At 58.4% G+C, this 19,794-nt stretch carries 17 protein-coding genes and 2 tRNA genes; 16 read left to right on the top strand and 3 right to left on the bottom strand.

Annotated features, from left to right (window positions below):
- Positions 1-114 precede the first annotated feature (114 nt).
- The 4 genes from ACP7BE_RS18375 to ACP7BE_RS18360 all read left to right on the top strand — a co-directional run bounded on the left by ACP7BE_RS18375 (position 115) and on the right by ACP7BE_RS18360 (position 5,548).
- Complete coding sequence (locus ACP7BE_RS18375) at positions 115-3,369, top strand: response regulator (RefSeq protein ID WP_426106789.1); 3,255 nt, start codon at positions 115-117, stop codon at positions 3,367-3,369.
- A 102-nt stretch (positions 3,370-3,471) separates the two neighbouring features.
- Complete coding sequence (locus ACP7BE_RS18370) at positions 3,472-4,872, top strand: FAD-binding oxidoreductase (RefSeq protein ID WP_095019670.1); 1,401 nt, start codon at positions 3,472-3,474, stop codon at positions 4,870-4,872.
- A gap of 99 nt (positions 4,873-4,971) precedes the next feature.
- Positions 4,972-5,047 (top strand) — tRNA-Phe (locus ACP7BE_RS18365).
- 156 nt (positions 5,048-5,203) lie between these two features.
- On the top strand, positions 5,204-5,548 hold the full coding sequence (locus ACP7BE_RS18360; RefSeq protein ID WP_095019690.1) for a cupin: 345 nt from the start codon (positions 5,204-5,206) through the stop codon (positions 5,546-5,548).
- Here ACP7BE_RS18360 and ACP7BE_RS18355 read toward each other — a convergent pair.
- Positions 5,545-6,987, bottom strand: coding sequence for an ArnT family glycosyltransferase (locus tag ACP7BE_RS18355; protein ID WP_426106786.1), 1,443 nt, complete (start codon positions 6,985-6,987; stop codon positions 5,545-5,547). The genes ACP7BE_RS18360 and ACP7BE_RS18355 overlap by 4 nt on opposite strands.
- Positions 6,988-7,336: 349 nt before the next feature.
- Positions 7,337-7,413: transfer RNA gene (locus tag ACP7BE_RS18350), tRNA-Met, on the bottom strand.
- 172 nt (positions 7,414-7,585) lie between these two features.
- Between ACP7BE_RS18350 and ACP7BE_RS18345 the strand changes: the two genes are divergently transcribed.
- Positions 7,586-8,803 (top strand): MFS transporter, encoded by a 1,218-nt coding sequence (locus tag ACP7BE_RS18345; protein ID WP_095003198.1) that lies wholly within the window; start codon positions 7,586-7,588, stop codon positions 8,801-8,803.
- An 80-nt stretch (positions 8,804-8,883) separates the two neighbouring features.
- On the opposite strand, the gene ACP7BE_RS18340 is transcribed toward ACP7BE_RS18345, so the two are convergent.
- Complete coding sequence (locus tag ACP7BE_RS18340; protein WP_095019668.1) at positions 8,884-9,408, bottom strand: RNA polymerase sigma factor; 525 nt, start codon at positions 9,406-9,408, stop codon at positions 8,884-8,886.
- Positions 9,409-9,738: 330 nt separating this feature from the next.
- Between ACP7BE_RS18340 and sctW the strand changes: the two genes are divergently transcribed.
- The 11 genes from sctW to sctU are packed head-to-tail and all read left to right on the top strand — an operon-like array spanning position 9,739 to position 19,777.
- A complete protein-coding gene (gene sctW, locus ACP7BE_RS18335; RefSeq protein WP_426106783.1) occupies positions 9,739-10,770 on the top strand; it encodes a type III secretion system gatekeeper subunit SctW in 1,032 nt (343 codons plus the stop codon).
- Positions 10,767-12,860 carry a type III secretion system export apparatus subunit SctV gene (sctV, locus tag ACP7BE_RS18330; protein WP_426106781.1) on the top strand — a complete coding sequence of 698 codons (2,094 nt, stop codon included), beginning with the start codon at positions 10,767-10,769 and terminating at the stop codon, positions 12,858-12,860. The genes sctW and sctV overlap by 4 nt, the downstream gene beginning before the upstream one ends.
- 35 nt (positions 12,861-12,895) lie before the next feature.
- Positions 12,896-13,813 carry an FHA domain-containing protein gene (locus ACP7BE_RS18325; protein WP_426106779.1) on the top strand — a complete coding sequence of 306 codons (918 nt, stop codon included), beginning with the start codon at positions 12,896-12,898 and terminating at the stop codon, positions 13,811-13,813.
- Entirely contained in the window at positions 13,810-15,168 is a 1,359-nt protein-coding gene (locus tag ACP7BE_RS18320; protein WP_426106777.1) for a FliI/YscN family ATPase, read from the top strand. The genes ACP7BE_RS18325 and ACP7BE_RS18320 overlap by 4 nt, the downstream gene beginning before the upstream one ends.
- On the top strand, positions 15,155-15,601 hold the full coding sequence (locus ACP7BE_RS18315) for a YscO family type III secretion system apparatus protein (protein WP_095003193.1): 447 nt from the start codon (positions 15,155-15,157) through the stop codon (positions 15,599-15,601). Before ACP7BE_RS18320 ends, ACP7BE_RS18315 begins: the two co-directional genes overlap by 14 nt.
- Complete coding sequence (locus ACP7BE_RS18310) at positions 15,580-15,966, top strand: type III secretion system HrpP C-terminal domain-containing protein (RefSeq protein ID WP_426106775.1); 387 nt, start codon at positions 15,580-15,582, stop codon at positions 15,964-15,966. The genes ACP7BE_RS18315 and ACP7BE_RS18310 overlap by 22 nt, the downstream gene beginning before the upstream one ends.
- Positions 15,966-16,955: a FliM/FliN family flagellar motor switch protein gene (locus tag ACP7BE_RS18305; protein ID WP_426106773.1), complete on the top strand. Its 990-nt coding sequence runs from the start codon at positions 15,966-15,968 to the stop codon at positions 16,953-16,955. The genes ACP7BE_RS18310 and ACP7BE_RS18305 overlap by 1 nt, the downstream gene beginning before the upstream one ends.
- Positions 16,952-17,605 carry a type III secretion system export apparatus subunit SctR gene (gene sctR, locus ACP7BE_RS18300; protein ID WP_095003191.1) on the top strand — a complete coding sequence of 218 codons (654 nt, stop codon included), beginning with the start codon at positions 16,952-16,954 and terminating at the stop codon, positions 17,603-17,605. Before ACP7BE_RS18305 ends, sctR begins: the two co-directional genes overlap by 4 nt.
- Before the next feature lie 7 nt (positions 17,606-17,612).
- Positions 17,613-17,873 carry a type III secretion system export apparatus subunit SctS gene (gene sctS / locus ACP7BE_RS18295; protein WP_095003190.1) on the top strand — a complete coding sequence of 87 codons (261 nt, stop codon included), beginning with the start codon at positions 17,613-17,615 and terminating at the stop codon, positions 17,871-17,873.
- 12 nt (positions 17,874-17,885) lie between these two features.
- On the top strand, positions 17,886-18,683 hold the full coding sequence (gene sctT, locus ACP7BE_RS18290; RefSeq protein WP_095003189.1) for a type III secretion system export apparatus subunit SctT: 798 nt from the start codon (positions 17,886-17,888) through the stop codon (positions 18,681-18,683).
- Positions 18,680-19,777 carry a type III secretion system export apparatus subunit SctU gene (sctU, locus tag ACP7BE_RS18285; protein ID WP_095003188.1) on the top strand — a complete coding sequence of 366 codons (1,098 nt, stop codon included), beginning with the start codon at positions 18,680-18,682 and terminating at the stop codon, positions 19,775-19,777. Before sctT ends, sctU begins: the two co-directional genes overlap by 4 nt.
- Positions 19,778-19,794: the final 17 nt, after the last annotated feature.

Below are 19,794 nucleotides of genomic sequence, written 5' to 3'. Positions count from 1 at the left end.
GCGGCTCAAGGCTCGTGGCGAGCGCAGTGGGGGCTGGCGGATAGTGCAATGTGTAACCCTTTGGCTAGCAACAGGCTTGCCTATTTCCTCCCAGGTCATCGACGGCGCTAAATCATGAAGCAAGCTAAGGTACGTCTCGGTGCGCTGGCACTGAGCTCACTCAGACTTAACAAACTATTGCTCCTGCTCACCGGGTTTGCCCTGCTGCTGGTGAGCATGAGCTATTGGGCGGTTAATCGAGTGCTGAAGGAGGAGGGCGAGAAGACGGATTTTCATTTCGCGCGGCTGATGGAAAGCATTCATGAGCACGAGACCTTTTTGCGTATTGCCGTTCAAAGCTACAGTCAGGCCAATGAAAACCTGCTGATAGATAGCCAACCGCACTCGCACGAGGTACTGATCCGTCAGGGCGATGAGCGCTTGTTCCAGAACCGTGACACGGCCAAGTCATTGCCCTTTACGGTGAGCCAGCGAGACAAGTTCACCCATGCCGAAATGCAGGGTGTCTACTCGCTCGGTGTGCAGTTGACCGACCTTTTCACGGCTTACTGGTCCGATTCCCACTATGTGGCGCCGCAGGTATTTGTTTTTTCCCCCAGCGATCAATTCACTATTGCGGTGCCCGGTATTGAGGGCACGCGGCAGTCCCCCCTGTTGCTCAAAAGCAACTTTTTCGATGTGACCAAACGTTTGTACGATGAACTTATGGTGCATCGCCATGCCCTTGGCAGTGATGAACTGATCTGGATAAAAGCTCCGCAGGACCTGATTCAAAAGCGCAAGTACATTGTCGGCGCCGTCGGGCTGAATCTGTCGCGCAACTTCATGCCACCTGGGGCTGAAGCCAATGACCTGGTGATCCTGAACGCGTTACTGGACGTCAGCGATATCGGTGATCTGGAGCGCTTGCTGATGCACCCCACCAACAGCCGTTTGACCTTGATCTCGCCTGCCGGCGATGTATTGCTGGGGGACGCCGGGGATGTCGAGGATCTGCCCCTGGGCTTGAGCATTACCCGCGATGGTCTGCGCTTCAAGCTGAGTTCGGGCGGGGCCACGCCCTGGGTCGGGTTGTACGCGATCAGTTATCAGAACTTCTTTGGCTATGCCAAATGGCCTTTGGCCGGCGCGGCGGGCCTGCTGGTGTTGTTTGGGCTGATCGGCTGGCGCTTCAACCGCTGGTACCGCAAGCAAATCATCGAACCTGCCCAGCGTGCCAGCCAGTCCCTGGCCGAGAGCGAAGAATTCAATCGGGCCATGCTCGACAGCGCACCCGTGGGATTGTGCGTGGTCGAGCGCAGCACGGGAGAGATCCTGCTGGAAAACCAGAGGGCGCATGAGTGGCAGGGTACCCCTGAACTGATTGCCCTGCTGAAGCGCGATTATGGTGAGCACGAACTGGGAGAGGTCCAGTTGGAAGTCGCGGGGCGCTATCTGCAGGCCTGTTTTGTCTTTACCCGTTACAAGGGCAAGAACGTGGTGCTCTGTGGTTTCAACGACGTCACCCGGCATGTGGATGACGCCAACCTGATGGAGCAGGAGCGGCGTTCGGCTGACGAAGCGAGCAAAGCCAAGACTCTGTTTCTGGCAACCATGAGCCATGAAATTCGTACGCCTTTATACGGGGTACTGGGCAATCTTGAACTGCTGGGCCTTACGTCTCTGAATGAGCGCCAGCGTGAATACCTGCAGACCATTCAGCGGTCGTCTACGGTGTTGTTTCAGTTGATCAGTGATGTGCTGGACGTCTCCAAGATCGAGTCCGGGCAAATGGCTGTCGAGGCCAAGTCCTTCTGTCCGCTGGACTTGTTTGAAGACTGTGTGCGCAGTTATTCAGCCGCGGCGAGCAATAAGGGCTTGAAGATTTTTGCCTGTGCCGACGCGCAGTTGCCGCCATTGTTGAGTGGCGATGCGGTACGTATTCGGCAAATCATCAATAATTTGCTGAGTAACGCAATCAAGTTCACCGACACCGGCTGGGTTGTCTTCAGGCTCAAGGTGATTGGCATCGAACAAGGGCAGGCCGCGTTGCAGTGGCAGGTTTCCGATACCGGCGTGGGGATCAGCGAAGAGCAACTGACGCGTCTGTTCAAGCCGTTCTCCCAGGTGGGTGGCAGCGAACGTGCAGGCGGTGCGGGGCTGGGCCTGTCCATTTGTGCGAGCTTGAGCGAGATGATGGGCGCGAATTTGCGGGTGGTCAGTGAACCGGGGCTTGGCAGCAGCTTTTCGTTGCATATGAGCTTACCGGTTATCGCCGGCTCACTGGGTAGTTGTGCCGATATCGACCTTGAGGGGGTCCGTGTTTACGTGCGCGCTGCGCGCAATGATATAGGGCAGATCCTGGCAGACTGGTTAAACCATTGGGGCGCTCGCGCCCAGGTTATGCCGGCAGCGCTTCCTCCCGACTACCCTGCAATCCTGCTGGATCTGGACCCTGACCAACCGCTGACAGTGCCCTGGCAAGGTGAGCGGCTGCTGGCGACCGAGTCGGGGGGCAGCCAGCCGCAAAGAACTGCCCGCGGCTGGGAGGTCAATGCCTATGATATTCGCGCCATTGGCAGAACGCTGATGCAGATCGCCCATGGGGCTGTCCCCCAGGCGTCCGCCAGTGTGGTGCCCTATGCCGCAAAGCTGGAGTTGAATGTCCTGGTCGCCGAGGACAATCCCGTCAACCAGGAGATCCTCAGGGAGCAGCTGGAGGCCCTGGGGGCCCGGGTTACGTTGGCAGACGACGGGCAGCAGGCCCTGTCGCGCTGGAAGGAAGCGTCGTTTGATCTGCTGATCACCGACGTCAATATGCCCAGACTCGATGGCTATCAGCTGACGCGCCGCTTGCGTGAGCTTGACCCGCGGGTGCCGATTATTGGTGTGACCGCCAATGCCCTGCGTGAAGAAGGGGAGCGCTGCCTGGAAGCGGGAATGAATGTATGGCTGGTCAAGCCCCTGAGCCTGACCACATTGCGCCAGACCTTGTCCGCCTTGTGCGCAGCCCCTGCCGAGCTGCCTGTTGGCGTCCATGATGCCCCCGATGCACCCCTGCAGACGGATGATCTGCAAGACTGGATCAGCCTTTCGCCAGCCATGCATCGGCTGTTTATCGCCACCATGCAGGAGGATCTGGCGCAGGCTCAGCTGGCGTTGCAGCAGGGCAATACCTCGAAACTGATCAGTTATGTGCACCGGATGCACGGTTCATTTGCCACGGTGGGCGCTGTCAATTTGGCTGAGGCCTGCAATCAGTGCGAAATTGCCTTGTTGCGTGAGCCCTTGAACCCGGCCTCCGTCGCGGCCAATGAGGTGTTGCTCGAACGTTTGCGCAGGGTGGTCGCGAGGCTGGTTGACGGGGCGTTATATCCCGGCAGCCAGTAACGTTACGGCCACGTTCAGCGGGCGTGCGGATCTGCCGGTGATCACAGTGGCCGTTTGTTGTACCTTGGAATCGTCCCTCCCAACAATAATATGGACGTTTCCATGGCCTCTAACCCTGCATTTCACGCTTCTCCCATGCCCACCCTGCTCGATGCCCTGCGCGAGCTGCTCGGTGAGCGCCTGAGCACTGGCCGAGCCGAGTGCGAGCAACATGGCCGAGGTGAGTCATACCACCCGACCTTGCCGCCGGACGCGGTGTGTTACGCCGAGTCCACGGCCGAGGTGGCGGCCATCGTCAAACTCTGCGCAGCGCAGCGAGTGCCGATCATTGCCTTTGGTGGTGGCACTTCACTGGAAGGCCATGTAGGCGCTACCCGGGGCGGGGTCTGTATCGACCTGAGCCGCATGCAGCGAATCATCGCCGTGCGCCCGGATGATCTGGATGTCACTGTGGAGGCCGGGGTAACCCGCATGCAGCTGAATGCCGAACTGCGTACCACCGGGCTGTTCTTTCCGGTCGACCCGGGCGGTGAAAGCACCCTGGGAGGCATGGCAGCGACCCGCGCTTCAGGGACCAATGCGGTGCGTTACGGGACCATGCGCGAAAACGTGTTGAACCTGACCGTGGTGCTGGCTGACGGCCAGGTGATCAAGACCGGTGGGCGGGCGCGAAAATCATCCGCTGGCTACGACCTCACGCGCTTGTTTGTCGGCTCGGAAGGCACGCTGGGGATCATCACCGAAGTCACGCTGCGCCTTTACGGTATTCCGGAAACCACCTGCGCGGCGGTGTGTACCTTCCCGACGATAGCGGCGGCGGTCAGTTCGGTGGTGTCGATCATTCAATATGGCATTCCAGTGTCACGGGTCGAATTGCTCGATGCGCGCACGGTGCAGGCGGTCAACCGTTTCTCGCACATGGGCCTGGTTGAAACGCCGACGCTGTTTTTCGAGTTCGCCGGTTCCCCGGCCAGTGTGGCGGAGCAGGTGGAACTGACCCGGGAGATTGTTGAAAGCAATGGTGCATTGGGTTTCCAGGCGGCTGGCGATGCTGATGCGCGCAATGCCCTGTGGCGTGCCCGGCACAGTGTCCACTATGCAATGCAGTCCATGCGGCCGAATGGTCGGATCTGGAGCACGGATGTCTGCGTACCGATTTCGGCGCTGACCCGGTGCATTGCCGAAACGGCTGAAGATGTGGCCAGGGTTTCATTTTTCGTAGGCATGGTCGGGCATGTCGGGGATGGCAACTTTCACCTGGGGATGGTGGTCGACCCGGGCAATGCCGCAGAACTGGTTGAAGCCGAAGCGCTCAATGAGCGGGTTGTCGAGCGCGCCATTGCCCTTGAGGGCACTTGCACCGGAGAGCATGGCATTGGTTCGGGAAAGATAAAGTTCATGCCCCTGGAGCATGGCGCCGCACTGGGTGTCATGCACCTGGTCAAGCAGGCTCTCGACCCTCTTGGGCTGATGAACCCGGGGAAAATCCTGCCCCAGGGGTGATATCAGGCCTGGGCGGTGATGTAAGCGCAGGTAATCATTGGTCTTTTTTTTATTTCGTGCTTGACGCCCCGACGGTAAAACACGTTTAATTGCCGCCTTGCCCAGATAGCTCAGTCGGTAGAGCAGGGGATTGAAAATCCCCGTGTCGGCGGTTCGATTCCGTCTCTGGGCACCACAACAGCAAAACCCCTGATGCCTTATGGCTTCGGGGGTTTTTTGTTTTCGGGTGGAGCAAATCTGTTCTGCCTATCCCTTTGTCGCCTCGTCACTCGTTACGCCTTTCAGGGTGTTTACTTTCAATAAGGCTTTGTCTTTTGAAGAGGTGGGTGCGATGAGCAATGAACAGGCAGTACCCGAGACCAAAGGCGTTACGGTCACGTTGCTGGCCACCATCGACCTTGGCCCCGAGATCGAGGGAATGGCAGGGCGCCAGCTTCGCATGCGTAAGGTGACGATTGAGCCGGGGGGCGTTTTCGGGCCGGTTCACAACCATACAGACAGGCCTGGCACCGTCTATATCCTTCACGGCGTTATCACTGACCATAGAAATGGTATCGCCACGGAGTATGGCCCGGGTGTGGGCTGGCCTGAAGACAGGCACACCACGCACTGGCTTGAAAACCGGGGAGTGATTGAGGCGGTGGAGATTTCAGTCGATATCGTCAGGCAAGACTAAGCCCGCATCAGGCGGCTGCTTGATAGCCGCTCATTCGAGCGGAATCCGTAATGGGTGACGTTGTGAGCGCGCGCGTCACCAAAACCAATAAGGCAGGAACTTGGGGGTCGGTTCATTGGCCAATTCCAGATGGTAGGTAATGGCGTTAAAGAAAACATGTCCAGTACGAGAAAAGCCGCCGCCCCAAAAGAGAATGTCAAAAACTCGCGATGTGGATGTGAATAAAGGCGTGACTCCATCCAGGGCCGAGCGGCGGCAAGAATAATCAAGCCCGTCATTGCACCGAGGTAGTTCGGTTGAACAGGGGGCGCCGCAAAGTGACTATAAATAAATGCAAACAGAAGTATCCCGAGGCCAATAACGGGCAGCCTCAAGCAGAACTTCAGCAGTTTGTCTCTGGTATTGACGAATCGTTGGCTTCGATCTACAAAGATATAGGCCGCTAACAAGGAAATCGCGGGTGTGATTGAAAGTATGTAACGCGCTTTCTTGGCACTTGGAATTGTCAGCAGTACGACCACGACAAGAAACCAGGCCGAGAGATACAAGAGCATGCTTGTCGACGGTAGAGGCGACGGTGCAAAAAAATCTTTGCCCTTTCTGATGATGACGTTCAAGGCAATAAAAACGGTTACACCGTAGGTCAGCAAGCCGGCAGAGAAGTAGAAGTAATAACGAGGTGCCTGGTTACTGTCAAACCGCCCCAGCCCTTGCTTGACCAATACCTCCTGCAAGAAAGCATGTCCACCTTGTGCGTAGGCAGCCGCTATCAGCAGCAAAAGGGCAGCGCCCAGGACCAGGCCGGCGAGCAGGCAGAACATAACGAGCCTGCGCCATTGCCGGCTCAGCAGGTAATAAGAGGCGACTACACTGGCTGGTACGATCAGGCCAACAGGGCCACGGAATGCAAAGCCCAGCGCCAGGGCTGCGAGTATAAGCAGCAATCGGGATGTTTGTTTATGCTCGTCTCCTGCACAGGCCAGATAAAAACATATCACGGTAAAAAGTGCAGGGTATATATCCATTGATAAGGAGTTTACGCCGTCCAGAAATGACCAGGTGAATAGCGCGAACACAACACCATATGCGCCCCATTTCTTTTCCTGCCGTTCACCCAGCTTGTATATGAATACCAGTGTCAAGGCGGCAGCAATACAAAAAGGCGTCGCCAGTGAGAGAAGGGATACTTGGCCAAATGGCAGTGAAATCAGATAAACGAGGAGCGTATGGGTCACTGTGTAGTCGGGATAGGGCTGCAGGTCATCAGAGATTGGAAAAAGCGTCAATCCGTTCTGGAACATATAGTGGGCGAAGTCGACGAAGCGTGTTGTGTAATTGAGCACTGCGGGCCTGTATTGCAGGGCGGCAAATAGGAAAAAAGACATTATAAAAATAACGGAGCAGGGGTATTTGAAAGTGACGTCTTTAAGTGCCTTCATATAAGCGGCTCTCCAAAAACGCGCAGGCTAGCATTGTTTTTTTTAGGTAACCCAGATTTAAAAAGTAAATATTTATTATATTAAAAGTGTCAGGGAATAGTGGGGCTACCTGTCCATTTCAGATCATGGGCTGCGAACAGGTGTGAAGCAGACTGATCCGGATCGGTCATGACGTAAGGGGGTAGGCGATTTCTGGACCCAGTTGCCAGGTTATTGGCCGAGGGCTCGCAGGATGCGACGGGGAGATTTGGGAGGAGACAATAAGAAACCCCCAGACACAAGAAAGCCCGCACTAGGCGGGCTTCTTGTACTGTCTGCAGACTCATGGAGACTTCTGTAAACAAGCGTTTGGTGGCTACACAGGGACTTGAACCCCGGACCCCAGCATTATGAATGCTATGCTCTAACCAACTGAGCTATGTAGCCGATGGCGCGCATTATTCCCTCGTACGGGGGGTGTGTCAAGCAAATATCTAAAAAAATTCTTCGTTCTATCAATTGCTTAAGGTTTTACGGCGTTTGCATGGAAAGATCTTGTAAAAGAATGGCACATTGACGGATCTGCAAGCGCGCATTCACCTGTCGTACGGAAACCCAAATGGCTCTTAGCAACGCTCAAACAACTACAATCGCGTCCCCTCCAGCCCCTCAGTCAAGCCCATTGGTCATGCGCATTATCGGCGCCGTGGCCCTGGCGCATCTGATCAATGACCTGATCCAGGCCGTACTGCCGTCGATCTACCCGATGCTCAAGGCCAAATATGACCTGACCTTTACTCAGATCGGACTGATAACCCTGACGTTTCAGATGACCGCTTCGCTATTGCAGCCGTGGGTGGGTTACTACACCGACCGTCATCCCAATCCGCTTTTGTTGCCTGCCGGGATGGTTTGCACCCTGATCGGGATTTTGATGTTGTCTCAGGTCGGCAGTTTTCCGCTGATTTTGCTGGCCGCCGCCCTGGTGGGTATTGGCTCTTCTACGTTTCACCCCGAAGCTTCCCGTGTAGCGAGGCTTGCTTCGGGCGGGCGTTACGGGCTTGCGCAATCGACCTTCCAGGTAGGTGGCAATGCCGGCTCGGCCTTTGGCCCGTTGTTGGCTGCGGCCATCATCATTCCCTTCGGTCAGGGTAACGTGGCCTGGTTCGGCCTGTTTGCCCTGTTCGCCGTTGGACTGCTGTATGTCATCAGTCGCTGGTACCGCAACCATTTGAATCTGTTCAAGCTCAAGGCCGGGCAGCAGGCGACTCATGGGTTGTCGAAGCAGCGGGTACTCGGTGCCCTGGCGGTGCTCGGCTTGCTGGTGTTCTCCAAGTACTTCTACATGGCGAGTCTGACCAGCTACTACACCTTCTTCCTGATCGAAAAGTTCGACGTGTCAGTGTCCACCTCGCAGTTGTACCTGTTCCTGTTCCTGGGCGCAGTTGCGGCGGGCACGTTCTTTGGCGGCCCCATCGGTGACCGTATCGGCCGCAAGGCGGTGATCTGGTTTTCAATTCTCGGGGTGGCGCCGTTTACCTTGCTGCTGCCCTATGCCGACCTGTTCTGGACCAGTGTGCTCAGCGTGATCATCGGTTTTATCCTGGCGTCGGCATTCTCGGCCATTGTGGTGTATGCCCAGGAGCTGGTGCCGGGCAATGTGGGGATGATTGCCGGTATCTTCTTCGGCCTGATGTTTGGTTTTGGCGGGATTGGTGCGGCCTTGCTCGGGCATTTGGCGGACATTCATGGCATCGAGTATGTGTACACCCTGTGCTCTTACCTGCCGTTGTTCGGCGTGCTGGCGATTTTGCTGCCGCGAACGAAAAAAGTCTGAGTCGGTAGTGGGGGCCATTCCCTGGCCTTGCTCCGGGCGTGCCCTCAATCATGGACCCCTCTGAGCATCCGTGGCGGGCACTAGCAGTGGGTGGCCATCTTGAGTTGTTCGCGAGCTCGCGAGATGCGTGAGCGAACTGTCCCTATAGGGATTTCCAGAGCGCTGGCGGTGTCGCGATAACTGCTGCCGCTTTGCACCGATGCATACAACGTGTCGCGCATTTCGATGGGCAGCCGGTTGAAGGCAATCAGCGTGAGCTCAAGCCTGCGGTGAGTCTCAAATTGACCATACAGGTCGGGGCTGTGGTCCTGCTCATGGCACTGCGTCTCGTCGAACTCGCAATGCACCGGCCTTGCGTGCAACCGACGAAAATGATTGCGAATGAGGTTCTGGGCAATGCCGCACATCCATGTGCTGAGCGTTGCCTGGCCGTTGAAGCGTGCTTTGCTGCGCCACGCCTCCAGGCAGGTCAACTGAAAAATATCCTCTGCATCTTCGGGGTTCAGTACGCGCTTGTGGATAAACGCTTTAAGTTTTTTTTGAAGTTCAGTCGACAGATCCAGAAAGTCAGGGGCAGGGGGGGAAGCCTTATCAAGGTGATCCATTTTTTATCCTCAGGGTGAGTGCTATCGAAAATGGTTTCGACAAGGACCTCCCAAGCATCGCCTGTGCCAATTTGCGGATCGAATATAGCCATCTGATTTATATGAGCTTTACAGGTTTTTAACAGGCGCGGTTGTGCCGGATCTTGCGTAGCGGACCTTGTGCGTGCGCCAGTTTTTTCAAAAACATGCCAATGGTACTGCCAGGGAACCGCTTGCCTGTGATCAACCACACAGGTCAATGAAACCTCCTGACTTGGCAGCGCTATGAAAGTTGAAGGGCGAAACGACACCGCGCAGTTCCTGCTCTCTTCTCGGAGCGTTGAGGGGCAGATGCCCCAGTCTTCTGCGCAAAGTGCCGCTGAAGAGGTTGGCATGTTGTTCAGCCAGAAAGCCGAAAGCAGCAGCAAGGCATTGGCTCAGCGCGTGCTGCGCACGGTAGATAACCGGGTGCAGAAGGTTGAGGGTATCCAGCAGTTAAACGAGCTCTATGAGCAACTGGGGCATCCCGCTCAGCTCAGCCTGGGGCTGCTGACCCGGCACGTTCGTCTGGCACTGGCGTCAGACTCAGGGGTCGAAGCCTTGCTGGCGTTGACCGGCGACGACCCGGCCCGCACCAGTGTTGTCTTGCAGTACATGGTTGCTCAGGCCCGGGCACAAGGGCGTGAAGGTGATATCGAGCGGGTGCAGAAGGTTCAGGCACAGTTGCATACCCGCTATGACCGGCAAATTCAGGCGGGCCTGAATATTGCGCTGGCGCTGGCAGCAGCCGAAGGCGATGCCGCGCTGCGCCAGGCTGTTCGCACGCTGTATTACTCCAGTGTGGTGCGCAAACAATCACTGCCGAGCATTATCCTGGCCTTGCTGGCTTTATTCGATGAAGAGAGGGTCAACGACGGGTTGCGCGTGATGGCGCGCGCGCTGGCGGATGATATCGCCGCCCACCGGCCCTCGGTGCCGAGCATCACGCTGCGTACTCTGTTGAGCGGGCTTCAAGGCTGCACCCAGTTGAGCAGCCTTTTGCACAGCTGCCGCTGGTTTATTGAGCGATTGTCATCCCGCGAACGGCAGGCCGAACTGTCGCCAGTCTGCCTGTTGCAACGTCTGCTGGGGTATGCGGGCACGGGCATCGATAGCGATGAGGTGCAAAGCCTGAGTCGTGAGTTGGGTGGCGAAAACCTTTCCAGTCAACTGGTCTTGCTCAATCAAGTTTATCCGTTGATTCAGCGTCTCCCGTTGGCCGTTTGGAGTGACCCTGCAAGCCGTCAGGACGCATTGCAGTCTTTTTTGAGCCTGATGGGTGAACACACTCAGAGCGAAGGTATCGTCCAGCTGTCGGCAGGGCTGACGAGACCGATTCGATGAGGCTCGTCAAATGGCTCAGTAAAGGCCCTGGCAGTGTGGCAAGCCCGGGCGAAGTGCTCGGGGCCGTGGCGGTGCTGGGCATTGTTTTTATCTTTATCGTGCCCTTGCCGACCTGGCTGGTGGATGTGCTGATCGCGCTCAATATGTGCCTGGCCAGCCTGTTGATCGTGCTGGCGCTTTATCTGCCCAATCCTTTGGCATTTTCCACATTTCCTGCACTTTTGCTGCTGACCACGATGTTTCGTCTGGCGTTGTCGATTGCCACGACCCGCCTGATCCTGCTGGAGCAGGATGCGGGCGAGATCGTCGAGGCCTTTGGCAACTTTGTGGTGGGGGGGAATCTGGCGGTGGGGCTGGTGATTTTTCTGATCATCACCATCGTCAATTTCCTGGTGATTACCAAGGGTTCGGAACGTGTCGCTGAAGTGGCGGCGCGCTTTAGCCTGGATGCGCTGCCGGGCAAGCAGATGTCCATCGACAGTGACCTGCGTGGCGGGTTGATCGATGGTGCACAGGCCCGATACAAACGTGACCAGTTGTCCCGGGAAAGCCAGATGTTCGGTGCCATGGACGGCGCCATGAAGTTTGTCAAAGGAGACGCCATCGCAGGCCTGGTGATTGTGCTGATCAATATCCTCGGCGGGTTTTCCACGGGGGTAGTGCAACACGGGATGAGTGCTGGCGAGGCCATCACGCTGTATTCGGTATTGACCATCGGTGATGGTCTGATCGCGCAAATTCCGGCGCTGTTGATTGCCTTGACCGCGGGGATGATCATCACCCGTGTCGCCCCCGACGACCAATCGCCAGGCAGCCATGTCGGGGCACAAATCGGCCAGCAGATAACCCGTGAACCCAAGAGCTGGATGATCGCATCGGCGGCCATGCTGGCCTTCGCCGCCCTGCCGGGAATGCCCGCCCCGGTGTTTGGCTTGATTGCCCTGTGTACGTTTGCGCCGGGATTTTACTGGTGGTCGCGAAGCCGCAAGGCTGAGGCGTTGGAGCCGGCGCAAGCAGTGCAGGTGGCCCCTGATCACAACGGCGACGAAGATCTGAGAGTGTTTGATCCGACACGCCCCTATCTGTTGCAGTTCGCCAGTGCCCATCAAAGCCTGGAGCTTACTGAGCGGCTGATTCACGGGATTCGTCAGGTGCGCAACAGTATCGTCACCCGTATCGGGGTGACACTTCCCAGTTTTGAAATCGAATACAGCGACGTGCTGCCCGAGGATGAGTTTCGCTTTTGTGTTCACGAAGTGCCCACGCTCAAGGCGACTTTTGATGAACGACGGGCCGTGGCACGGGACAGTGTCACGGATGCTCCTCAGAGTGCTCTCAGAGGCAGCGAGCAAAGAGATGAACGGGACTGGCTATGGCTGAACCCCGGTGATCCGCTGCTGGCCCGTGAGGGCGTCGAGTCGTTCAGTGCCCATGCCTTGATTGTTGAGCGCATGCGTCAAGCCATGATGATCAGCGGGCCGCAATTTTTGGGGTTGCAGGAGAGCAAGTCGATTCTCGGCTGGCTTGAGCAAACCCAGCCTGAGCTGGTTCAAGAGTTGCAGCGGATCATGCCGCTGTCCCGGTTCTCTGCCGTTCTGCAGCGCCTGGCCAGTGAAGGCGTACCCCTGCGGGCGGTACGCCTGATTGTCGAAGTGCTGACCGAACATGGCCAGCACGAGCGCGAAGTGTCAGCGCTGGCGGACTATGCGCGGATTGCCCTGAAGTCGCAGATCTATCATCTGTACAGTCAGGCTGACGGTCTGCATGCCTGGCTGTTGTCTGCCCATAGCGAAAACCTTTTTCGCGAGGCATTGCGCCAAACCCAATCGGGCGTGTTCTTTGCCCTGGACAATGAGCACAGTACGCAACTTGTGGCGTTGCTCAAGGAGGCTTTTGCACCGCGCAAGTGCGACGCAAGCGTATTGCTGGTGGCGCAGGATCTGCGCAGCCCGTTGCGCACGCTGTTGTTCGATGAATTCAACCATGTGCCGGTCATGTCTTTCGCCGAGTTGACCGGCTCGGCCAAGGTCAAGGTGCTCGGGCGTCTTGATCTGCAATTCGACGGTGTGCTGCGCGAGGCCGTGTCTTGAGTCCGGGGCATGGCTTACCTGATGGCGCAACCGTGGTGTTCGATTCGCAGCAGCCTGGCCAGCTGTTCGAGTTGCGAGTGCTGAGCGGTTTGCATGAGGGGGCTGCACTGCCTTTGTTCGGTGAATGCTGGAGCATCGGTGCCCATCAAGATGCCGACCTGGAGTTGTACGACCCTGGCGTTGAAGCCAGGCATGCCCGGTTGCACTGTGTGGACGGGCGCTGGACAGTGCAGGCGCAGGAAGGTCTCTTGCAGGATGAAACCGGCACTGCCCGGGCACAGATTGCCGATCTGGCTGCGGGTAAGGCGTTTGCCATTGGCGGGATACGCTTGTGCATCGCCAATACGCAAAGTGCCTGGGTGGATGAGCTGGCAGAAGTAACCAGGGTGCAGAGCGAAACGGCCCCCGCGCGCTCGGGCATGGTGCCTGTGCGTCGCCCTGGCAAGTGGCTGGCGCTGGCCCTGAGCGTGTCGGTGCTGATATTGGCGGCACAGGCCTGTCAGCCTTCAAACACGGCACAGGCACTTTCTCCGAAGCCATTCGCTGTCAGTGGCAGGCGTCAGCTTGCAACAACGCATCAGGTCCATCAGCAATTACTCAAGATGTTGATCGAGCGTGATCTGGACAACGCCATCCGGCTGCAGATGGTTGATGAGCAAATCATCCTGGGCGGTGATGTCGGCAAAGACTCGCTGGCACTGGTCTCACGGATGCTCGATCGCTTCGAGGCGCAATTTGAAACGCCGGTTGCGATCATTAATCAGGTCCAGGAAATCAGCACGGCACTGCCCTTCAGGATCGTCCAGATAATCGGTGGCCAAAAGGCCCATGTTGTACTGGCAGACGGGCGTCGGCTGTTTTTTGGTGACGAAGCGCAGGGTGTGCGCCTGACTGCGATCGACAACCGCCGAGTACTGTTTGAAGGCGCGCAGCGCTATGAGGTGAGCTGGTGAACGGCACGATTGCTGAGCGCCTTGAGCGCTGGCGGCAACGCCAGTTCACGCACCTGGCGGGTTTTTCACCGGTGACCCTGAGCGGTCGGCTCCTGCGGATCAATGGCATGCTGCTGCAATGCCGCCTGCCCCAGGCCCGCATTGGCGAGCTGTGCCGGGTTCAGACGGTGGGCAGCGCATGGATACTGGCAGAGGTCATCGGCTGCGATCAGCAGGACGCCACCCTCAGTGCTTTGGCGAGCCTCGAAGGTATAAGCGCAGGGGCGGCCGTTGAACGCTTGGGGGCTGTGCATCAGGTTCGCGTCGGCAATGATCTGCTGGGGCAAGTGCTCGACGGGTTTGGCCGACCGCTTGCCGGGGGCGACGGGGGGGGCTTTGCCTGGCGGCCTTGTGAGGAGGCCAATGCAGTTGTATGCGAAGCCCCCTTGGCCACTCAGAGGCCGCGCATCGGTCGCGCTTTGCCAACAGGGGTACGGGCCATCGACGGGTTGTTGACCCTGGGTGAGGGCCAGCGGGTCGGGCTGTTTGCCGGTGCCGGTTGTGGCAAGACCACACTGCTGGCCGAAATCGCCCGCAACGTCGAGTGCGATGTGATCGTGTTTGGCCTGGTTGGCGAGCGCGGTCGCGAGCTGCGTGAGTTTCTTGACCATGAGCTGGATGAGGGGCTGCGGGGCAAAGCCGTGCTGGTGTGCGCAACCTCTGATCGCACAAGCATGGAGCGTGCGCGGGCAGCCTTTACCGCAACTGCTCTGGCCGAAGGTTTCCGACGCAAAGGCCGGCGGGTTTTATTGTTGATCGACTCATTGACGCGCTTTGCCCGCGCTCAGCGGGAAATCGGTCTGGCCGCTGGCGAACCCTTGGGCAGAGGCGGGTTGCCGCCCTCGGTTTACAGCCTGTTGCCACGTCTGGTAGAGCGTGCAGGCCTGACTCGCGAGGGGGCTATCACCGCGATCTATACCGTACTCATCGAGCAGGACTCCATGGGCGATCCGGTAGCCGATGAGGTTCGATCCTTGCTGGACGGGCACATTGTGTTGTCCCGCAAACTGGCAGAGCGCGGTCACTATCCGGCGATAGATGTGCTGGGCAGCCTGTCACGGATCCTGAGCAATGTGGCTGCGCCAGAACATATGCAAAACATGGCCGCATTCAGGCGATTGCTGAGCGCGCATCAGCAGATCGAACTGCTGCTCAGGCTGGGTGAGTACCAGGCGGGCAACGATGCCCTGACCGACCTGGCCGTCGAGAGCCGCCAGCGTGTGGAGGCCTTTTTGCGTCAGGACTTGCGCGAGCCTGCAACGTTTCAGGAAACCCTGGAGCACTTGAGCGAGTTGACTGCCCATGTGCCCTTCTGAAAACCGCCCGCCTGCCACCGAGCCCTTGCGGCGCCTGCGCCAACATCGGGCCGATCGGGCTGAGCGTTTGTTGCACATCAAACGTATGGAGCTGCGAGCCCTTGGCCTGAACATTGAGCAGGCCCGTTCGGCGGTTGAGCAGGCCAGGCAAAACGAAAACCGGCAGCAAGCCGAGCTGACCGGCCGCTATCAGGGGCAGGTGGTGTCGCCCAGGACCCTGTCGGGCTGGGACGAGTCACAGCGCCAGTGGGCGGCTCAAACAGCGCAGCAGGCAAGTGCCTTGCAAGCGCTGCTCGAGCAGCAGCGCGTGGTTGCGATCCATGTCGAGAGTGCCCGCCAGTACGCGGGTGAATGCCAGAGAAAGGTCGAAAAACTTCTGGAAATGTCGATGTTGCTGGCAGAGGAGGCGGGATGGCCGAGTCATCAGGAGTAAACCCGGTGCCGTTGCTATTGGCCCGGTATCAGCCTGCCGCCCCGGCGCGCGCAGCCGACTGCAAACTGTTTGCAGACAGCCTGGCAGGCGCGGATAGGGGCTTGGCACAGGTGTTGTCCGAGGCACTGATGCCCCGTGCAACGGGGGCAGGGCCATGGCCAGTGCAATTTGTGCTGCATCTGGCACATCGCGGGCGGGTCAGTGTCAGCGCCCGTTATGAACATCATGGCTGGCTGATCATTTTAAAGGCGCAGCAATCCGCCACCCGACAATGGCTCGCCCGTCAGCAGCAACCCTGTCAACGGCGTCTGGCCCGTGCCTTGGGGCAGGCCGTCAGGATCCGGTTACTGCAGGAGTGCCAGTGATGACGGTAGCGCCGATCACCTTGCCACGGCTGGACGCAACCACGGTCCAGGCCTGTTGGCGGTTGGGTCGTGGCCTGCGCTATTCATTTCAGGTCGCAGGCGAGCCCGGTGAGCTTTTGCTGGAACCGGGGCGGGCGCCAGGGGGTGGTGCGTGTGTCTCGTTCGAGAGCCGCTGTGGGGTCTTTACGCTCAGTGATGCAGGGCCCTTGCTTAGCCTGTTTGGCGAGTGCCCGGTGGTGCTGGCCGAGACCGGCAACGATCCCCAGTCATGGTTTTGGGCGCATTTTGAGCAGCGCATGAGTGCGCAGTTGAGGGCGCTTTTTGGCTATCTGCGGCCCCTTGCCGACAGGCAGGTGGGCGCACTCGAGTGCTGCCTCAGTGTAGTGCTGGGCCCATCGCGAAGTGTCGGCCGATTGATGCTGGCGGCCCACAGCCTGTTGGCGCTTTGCGAGGCGGGGCAATGGCAGGCAGTCAAGGCGCCGTTGCCCGATTGCTTTGCCGTGCCTGTGCCCGTGGTGCTTGGCTATCTGCCGTTGACGGTTGAGCAGTTGCGCAGGGTACGGCCAGGCGACGTGCTGGTGCCGGAGCGCCTGTTGTTCAGCGGTGATGGCGTGGGGCAGTTGAGGATTGGGCGGTGGCGGATCACATCGCAAATTGATGATGAAGGCGGGCGTCGCTGCCTGACCGTGTGTGCTCTCGAGGAGTCGGCTGTGGAAGAGGTGATGTTTGCGGGTACGGACGTTGAACGGCATAAAGGCAATGAGCCGTTTGAAACCTTGCAGGTAGAGCTGAGCGTGCGCTGTGGCGCACTCAAGTTGAGCCTGGGTGAGCTGCGCCAGTTGGCCCCCGGCATGGTGTTGAACATCGAGGGCTATGACACGGGCATGGCCGGGTTGTATTACGGCGACCGGCCGATCGGTCACGGGCAGTTGGTGGAGGTTGAGGGGCGCCTTGGCCTGCAACTGTCGCGCATCAGTTTTTCGCAATGACCGTTCAAGGGATCGATCCCTTTCTGCTGGCGCTGTTTCTCGGCGGCCTGTCACTGATGCCCATGCTGCTGATGGTGTGCACCGCCTTCCTGAAAATCTGCATTGTGTTGATGATTACCCGCAACGCCATTGGTGTGCAGCAGGTGCCGCCGAGCATGGCCCTTTATGGAGTTGCCCTGGCTGCAACGATGTTTGTCATGGCACCGGTGGGGTATGAAACCGCCCAGGCCCTCAAGCAGACGCCGCTGGATATGAGCAGTGTGCAAGCCTTGCAGGAGAGCGGGGAGGAGGCAGTAAAGCCCTTGCGGGCCTTTATGGCACGCAACACTGCTCCCGATGTGCTGACCCATCTGCTGGATAACACTGCGCGTCTATGGCCTGCGCAACTGGCGCAAGAGGTCAAGCGTGACGACCTTATCCTGCTGGTACCGGCATTTGTGCTGTCGCAGCTACAGGCAGGGTTTGAAATCGGTTTTCTGATTTACATCCCCTTTATCGTGATCGACCTGATCGTCTCGAACCTGTTGCTGGCGCTGGGCATGCAGATGGTCTCGCCCATGACCCTTTCATTGCCGCTCAAGCTGTTGCTGTTTGTGCTGGTTTCGGGGTGGACACGTCTGCTCGACAGTCTGTTCCTGTCCTATCTGTGAGGCGTCCATGGAGCCGATTTTGCTGTTCAAGCAGGGCATGCTGCTGGTGGTGGTGCTGTCTGCGCCACCGCTGATCGTGGCTGTAGCGGTGGGAGTGCTGACCTCGCTGGTGCAGGCGCTGATGCAGGTACAGGACCAGACACTGCCCTTCGGCATCAAGCTGGTTGCAGTGGGCGTCACGTTGGCGCTGACGGGGCGCTGGATCGGGGTTGAACTGATTCAATTGATCAACCTCACCTTTGACATGGTCGCCCGCTCGGCGCTGTAGAGGGAACACCCGATGGCCGCACAGATTGCGTTTCTCGAATACCTGCCCAGCCTCGCCATTGCGATGGCGCGCCTGTATCCCTGTTTTTTTCTGATCCCGGCATTCTGCTTCGAACATGTGCGCGGCATGCCCCGGCATGTCATCGTTTTTGCGCTGGCCCTGATACCTGCTCCGGGTATTTATCACGCCTTGTCGGGCGTGAATTACACCCTGCTGGCGCTCGGCGGTCTGATGCTCAAAGAGGCCATGCTGGGCTTTTTGCTGGGCATGCTGCTGTCCATGCCGTTCTGGCTGTTCGAGTCGGTAGGAGCTTTGCTCGATAACCAGCGTGGTGCCCTGATCGGCGGGCAGCTCAACCCTTCGCTGGGGGCGGATGCCACACCTGTCGGGCACCTGTTCAAGCAACTGAGCATTTTTGTGCTGATGGTCACCCTCGGGCTGGGCAGCTTGACCCGGGTGATCTGGGACAGCTACCTGATCTGGCCCCCCACGCTCTGGTTACCGACGATTACTGCGGATGGTTTTGCCGTGTTTCTTTCTTTGCTCGGCGATACCTTCACGCATCTGCTGCTCTACGCCGCGCCCTTTATTGCGCTGTTGTTGTTGATCGAATTCGCTGTTGCCCTGTTGAGCCTCTACAGCCCGCAGTTGCAGGTGTTTGTGCTGTCGATGCCGGCCAAAAGCCTGGCCGGGCTGGGCTTTCTGCTGCTCTACCTGCCACAACTGGAGGAGTTGATCGTGGGCCGGATGAGTCTGCTGGGGGATCTTGGGCACGCACTGGGCCAGCTCTTCAAAGTAGGTGAGTCATGAGCGATTCGGCTGAGAAGAAATATGACGCCAGCCAGAAAAAACTGCAGGACCAGCGCAAAAAAGGCCAGGTTGCGCAAAGTCAGGACATCGCCAAACTGCTGACGCTGGCGGTTATCAGTGAGGTCGCCTTGATCACGGCCCAGAACAGCCTGCAGCGTTTTGGCCAATTGCTGATGCTGCCCGTTTCACTGGTCGGGCAACCCTTTGGTCATTCGCTGCAGGCCGTGTTCGTCGAGGCGGGTTACCTGTTTTTTGGCTTCGCCTTGCTGATGACCGGCGTTGCAGTCTTGATGAAATTAATCAGCAGCTGGCTGCAATTCGGCTTTCTGTTTGCCCCTGAAGTCCTGATCCCGGACTTCAACCGGCTCAACCCGGTCAATCAGGCCCGGCAGATGTTTTCGGCCCAGTCACTGTTGACCCTGCTCACCGGCCTGATCAAGGCACTGCTGATCTGTGCGGTGCTTTACCGAGTGATCGGGCCTTCCCTGGGGGCGTTGGTCGGGCTGGTCAACGCTGGCTTGCCGGGCTATATCGTCGCGCTGATCGCCTTGTTCCGGCATTTGCTGCATGTGTGCCTTGGCCTGCTGCTGGTGCTCGCAGTGGTTGACCTGGCGTTGCAGCGGTATTTTTTTGCCCGGCGCATGCGCATGACCCATGTCGAAGTGGTCAAGGAGTACAAAGGCATGGAAGGTGATCCTCATACCAAGATGCTGCGTCGGGCACTGGCCCAGGAGCTGGCCCATGAAGAGCCTGTGGCCCCGACTCCGCCGTTGGAAGAGGCCGACATGCTGCTGATCAACCCTACGCATTTTGCCGTGGCGCTGTACTACCGGCCGCCACAGACGCCTTTGCCGACCGTGATTGCCAAGGGGGCTGATGCCCGGGCTCGGCGAATGATCGACAGGGCACGGGCAGCAGATGTTCCGGTGATTCAGTGTGTGTGGCTGGCTCGCACGCTGTATGGCATCGAGACCGGGCATTGCATCAACCGCGAGACCCTGCAGGCGGTTGCGCTGGTCTACCGCACTCTGCGAGAACTGGATGATGACGAGCGCCGTGAAGTCATCGAGTTGGAGGAACTTGAACAACGCTGATCGGGGCAGGAACCGGG

Source organism: Pseudomonas sp. TWR1-1-3 (assembly GCF_049896805.1).
In the GTDB taxonomy this organism is placed as follows: domain Bacteria; phylum Pseudomonadota; class Gammaproteobacteria; order Pseudomonadales; family Pseudomonadaceae; genus Aquipseudomonas; species Aquipseudomonas bubulae.
Note: the sequence above shows the minus strand (reverse complement) of the source record. Positions and strands in the feature narration are given on the sequence as shown.

Excerpts from the sequence above, each read along its gene's own strand:
- ACP7BE_RS18340 (WP_095019668.1), bottom strand. The coding sequence starts at position 9,408 with ATGGATCACCTTGATAAGGCTTCCCCCCCTGCCCCTGACTTTCTGGAT.
- ACP7BE_RS18345 (WP_095003198.1), top strand. The coding sequence starts at position 7,586 with ATGGCTCTTAGCAACGCTCAAACAACTACAATCGCGTCCCCTCCAGCC.
- ACP7BE_RS18315 (WP_095003193.1), top strand. The coding sequence starts at position 15,155 with ATGTGCCCTTCTGAAAACCGCCCGCCTGCCACCGAGCCCTTGCGGCGC.
- ACP7BE_RS18305 (WP_426106773.1), top strand. The coding sequence starts at position 15,966 with ATGACGGTAGCGCCGATCACCTTGCCACGGCTGGACGCAACCACGGTC.
- sctR (WP_095003191.1), top strand. The coding sequence starts at position 16,952 with ATGACCGTTCAAGGGATCGATCCCTTTCTGCTGGCGCTGTTTCTCGGC.
- ACP7BE_RS18310 (WP_426106775.1), top strand. The coding sequence starts at position 15,580 with ATGGCCGAGTCATCAGGAGTAAACCCGGTGCCGTTGCTATTGGCCCGG.
- sctU (WP_095003188.1), top strand. The coding sequence starts at position 18,680 with ATGAGCGATTCGGCTGAGAAGAAATATGACGCCAGCCAGAAAAAACTG.
- sctS (WP_095003190.1), top strand. The coding sequence starts at position 17,613 with ATGGAGCCGATTTTGCTGTTCAAGCAGGGCATGCTGCTGGTGGTGGTG.
- ACP7BE_RS18355 (WP_426106786.1), bottom strand. The coding sequence starts at position 6,987 with ATGAAGGCACTTAAAGACGTCACTTTCAAATACCCCTGCTCCGTTATT.
- sctW (WP_426106783.1), top strand. The coding sequence starts at position 9,739 with ATGCCCCAGTCTTCTGCGCAAAGTGCCGCTGAAGAGGTTGGCATGTTG.
- sctV (WP_426106781.1), top strand. The coding sequence starts at position 10,767 with ATGAGGCTCGTCAAATGGCTCAGTAAAGGCCCTGGCAGTGTGGCAAGC.
- ACP7BE_RS18370 (WP_095019670.1), top strand. The coding sequence starts at position 3,472 with ATGGCCTCTAACCCTGCATTTCACGCTTCTCCCATGCCCACCCTGCTC.
- sctT (WP_095003189.1), top strand. The coding sequence starts at position 17,886 with ATGGCCGCACAGATTGCGTTTCTCGAATACCTGCCCAGCCTCGCCATT.
- ACP7BE_RS18360 (WP_095019690.1), top strand. The coding sequence starts at position 5,204 with ATGAGCAATGAACAGGCAGTACCCGAGACCAAAGGCGTTACGGTCACG.
- ACP7BE_RS18375 (WP_426106789.1), top strand. The coding sequence starts at position 115 with ATGAAGCAAGCTAAGGTACGTCTCGGTGCGCTGGCACTGAGCTCACTC.